Here is a 3,817-nt window from a genome sequence, read left to right on the forward strand (position 1 = left end):
CCCCACTTTTTGGGGGCCCGGGGGCTTCGGCGGGGTTGCGGCCCCTCGGCCCTGCCTTCGCCTTGCCCTTGCGCGCCGCGGGGGCCCTCGCTGGCCACTGCACCGCGGCTTTCGTCTTTGCCGCTGCCTTTGTTGCTGCCTTTATTGCCGCTGCCGGCCAGGTTCACTTCCAAGGTGCGGGTGGGGTCGGCGTAGATTTTGAAGCTGCTGACTTTGGCCTTGGGCTTGGCGGCCTGCACAGCAGCGGTGAGCTGGGCCAGCGATAGGCGGGGGCCCCCGGCCGCCACGTAGTAGCGCGCGGGGTGCCAGAGGTGCTCCAGCTCCTGCTCAAATACCAGCACGGAGCCCGTGAGGCACACCATTACCAGGAAAAGACCCGAAGCTAGCCCGAGGTACAAGTGAATGCGGCGGAAGAATACTTTCATGGAGGACGAGTTCTCAGCAGATAATATAGCTTGTAATCAGCGCTGTAGCGCGGACTTTGCAGTCCGCGGCTTTCGCTTCGTCCTGCCGATTAATCGTTGGGCGACCGTTCAGAGCCGCGGACTACAAAGTCCGCGCTACAGCCCGTAATCAAGCAAGCGCCGCCCACATTCGTCGCCCTAGAAGTGGTAGCCCACCGTGGCCAGGAACTGGCGGGGCGGGATGGGGTTGATGCTGTAGCGGTCGTGCACCAGGTAATTCAGCTCGTTGGTGACGTTGGAAAGCTTAGCCAGGATGGAGAAGTGCTGGTAGGCGTAGCCGGCCGAGAGGTCCAGCGTGGTGAAGCCGGGCAGGGCGATGGTGCGGTTGAAGCCGCCGTCCTGGCCCACGGTGTTGTTGTTACCGCCCAGGCGTTGGCCGGTGTAGAAAGCTGAGGCCCCGATTTTTAGGCCGCGCAGGCCGGGCCGGTCGAAGGTATAGAAAATGGCGGCGTTGGCGGTGTTAGCGGGGTTGTTGGTCAGGCGCTCGCCGTTGACGGGGCTGCCCTTGGCGGTGCCCGCGTTGGTGTAGCGCATGAAATTATGGGCGTAGCCCGCGTTGAAGTAGAAGTTTTGCGAGAAGCTGCCGCTCACGTCAAGGTCCACGCCGTCGCTGGTGGTTTCGCCGCTCAGCTCCTTGAGATTGGTGTTGCCGTTGGGCTGGCCGTACTGGTCCAGCGGCGCAATTTGGGCAAAATTGTTGTTGCGGTAGCGGTACACGCTCAGGTTGGCAAACAGGCGGCTGCCCAGCAGCTCGCTCTTCACGCCGGCCTCGTACTGGTTCACCAGCGAGGGCGACAGGTTTTGCAGGTAAACATCCGTTCCCGTGTTGACGATGAAGTTGTTGGCGTAGCTACCGTAGACCGACAGCAGGGGCAGCGGCTGGTAAATCAGCGCCGCTTTGGGCGAAAAGGCCTTGTCAACCTTATTGGCCGCCGGGCCGCCGCGCTCCCGCTGCTTGTCCTGGTTGAAGATGCTGGTTTGCTGCGTGTTCTGGTACGAGTAGCGCACGCCGGCCAGCACCTTGAACCGGGGCGTGAGCGTGATTAAATCCTGCACATAGGTCCCGAAGCGGTACGAAGGCGAGGTGGTGCGCGCCGTGTCCAGCACGGCCGGCACGTCGGTGCGCTCCGTGTATTTCGCGCGGTCCAGGATGTTGATAACATCGTAGGCAGTGCCGACTTTTCCGTTGGCACCCTGGTACTTGAAGGCCGCGCTGGTGGTGCTGATGCGCAGCGCGTCGCCGCCCACCAGCAGTTGGTGGCGCAGGGGCCCGGTGGCGAACTTGCCGTTCAGGTTCAGCTGGCCGTTGTAGTCACGCTCACTGGTGCCCACGGCGCTCAGGCTGCGGGTGTAGTCGCCGTTGGCGGCAATGGCGTTGTTGGGCACCGCCGCCCCGAAGCCGCGCACGCGGGTATCCTGCACCCCCGCAATGGCGCTCAGCCGCCACTGCTCCGAAAAGCGGTGCGTGAGCACCGCCGAGCCGCTGGCCTGGTCGGTCACGTTGTAGGCCCAATTCATGTTGATGAAGCGCGCGCGCGGCGTGGTGGGCAGGAATTGTGGCTCCGCGTTCAGGTTGACGACGCCCACCCCCGCGTCGGGCGTAATGTTGGAGCGCAGGTAGTCGCCCTGCACCAGCAGCTCGGTTTTGTCGCTGAATTTGTACAGCAGCGAGGGGTTCACGTAGAAGCGCTTCTGCGTGACCACGTCGCGGTAGCTCTGGGCGTTTTCGTAGGTACCCACCACCCGGAAGGCCAGCTTTTTGGTGAGTGGCCCGTACACGTCCACAATCGGCTTATAAAAGCCGTAGCTGCCGGCGCGCATCTCCACCGAGCCGCCCCACACGTAGCGCGGCTTTTTGGTTACCATGTTGATGATGAGGCCACCCGACACGTTGCCGTAGAGCAGCGCCGCCGCGCCCTTCAGCACCTCCACCGACTCCAACGTACTGGCGTCGGGGAAGCCCTGGGTGTTGGAAATCAGCCCGTTTTTGAAAATGCTGCCGCCCGCCCCGCCCACGCCGATGCTGTAGCCGCGCGCCGAAAACGTTTCGGCCACCCCGCCGCGCTGCTGCGTGAGCGACACGCCGCTCACGTTCTTGAGCACGTCGCCGAGGCGGTTCACCTGCTGGTCGGCAATGACGGTGCTCGTCACCACCCCGATGCTCTGGGGCAAATCGAGCGGCGCGATGTCGGACTTGCTGGCCGAGGCCGGGCGGTTGACGACACGGGCGCCGGTCACGATTATTTCCTGGAGCTGCGCCGCGTTTTCCGTCAGCGCAAAGTCGGCCCGGGTGGTTTGGCCAGCCTCCACCGTCACGGTTTGCTGCTGCGGCTGCAGGCCCACGCACGAAACTTGCAGCACCTGGGGCCCCGGCGCGACGCCCGTTAGCTGAAACGAGCCGTCCTCGGCCGTGTTGGCGCCCTTGCCCGACTTGGGGATGCCCACGCTCACGAAGGCCGCCGGCTGGCCGTCGCGGGTGCGGATGATGCCCTTGATGGTACCCGGCCGCTGGCGCATGGGGCCGGTTAGGGCCCCGGCCGGGGCCTGGGCTTGCGCCAGGGCCGGCAGGAAGGAAGTAGCGGCTACCGTCAGGAGTAGAAGTTGGCGCATCAGCTTATTTAGAATGATTCGAAACTTTGACAAAACTAGGCCACTGTTTAGATACATTCCAAATAATATTTAGCGATGTTGCCAAACGGGGTGGTCCGGCGAATTGCCCGAAGGGCTTCGTCGGGCCACTCTCACTAAAAAACAGGGCCCCAGAACCTATTAAAAGTGGCCCGACAACGGAAAAAGTCGCCGGACTCATACCGCCTACCCACCCACGATGGCTTCGCGCCACGCGCCCCTACTGCTTCAAAAGCAGCTCTTATACCCCCTACGTGCATAGGTAAGCCAGAAAAGGCTTGTCATGGTGAGCGCAGCCGAAGCATCTCCACCGCGCAAGTAGTCCCGGCGATTGGGGTCAGTTGTGCGGTGGGGATGCTTCGGCTGTGCTCACCATGACGGCCTCTTTTCGTTCACTCGTCGCCCCTAATACATTCCTGTTCGGGCCCCTAAACTGCGCTACACCACTACCTCCCGGTACAGGGCCCAGAAGGCCGCGCCCACGGCAGCGGGGCTGCACCGGGCCTCGGCGTCGGCACGCAGGCGGGGCCCATCGAACTGCCCGGGGTGGGCCAGCACTTCGGCCAGGGCCCCGGCCAGGGCGGTCTCGTCGTCGGGCGCTACCAGCAGGCCGAAGGCGCCTTCGGGCTACACCACTACCTCCCGGTACAGGGCCCAGAAGGCCGCGCCCACGGCAGCGGGGCTGCACCGGGCCTCGGCGTCGGCACGCAGGCGGGGCCCATCGA

General features: G+C 64.0%; 2 protein-coding genes. Both read right to left on the reverse strand.

Going from position 1 to position 3,817, the window contains the following annotated elements:
• A partial coding sequence (locus tag BEN49_RS26905) for a PepSY-associated TM helix domain-containing protein (RefSeq protein ID WP_193415799.1) occupies positions 1 to 425 on the reverse strand: 425 nt, incomplete at its 3' end.
• 177 nt (positions 426 to 602) lie between these two features.
• The gene (locus BEN49_RS12195; RefSeq protein WP_083326037.1) at positions 603 to 3,074 is read right to left on the reverse strand and encodes a TonB-dependent receptor; all 2,472 of its coding nucleotides are present in this window, start codon (positions 3,072 to 3,074) and stop codon (positions 603 to 605) included.
• Positions 3,075 to 3,817: the final 743 nt, after the last annotated feature.

Origin of the sequence: Hymenobacter coccineus (assembly GCF_001816125.1) — a bacterium.
Taxonomy (GTDB): Bacteria; Bacteroidota; Bacteroidia; order Cytophagales; family Hymenobacteraceae; genus Hymenobacter; species Hymenobacter coccineus.

Coding starts and splice junctions, on each gene's coding strand:
- BEN49_RS12195 (WP_083326037.1), bottom strand. CDS start 3,074: ATGCGCCAACTTCTACTCCTGACGGTAGCCGCTACTTCCTTCCTGCCG.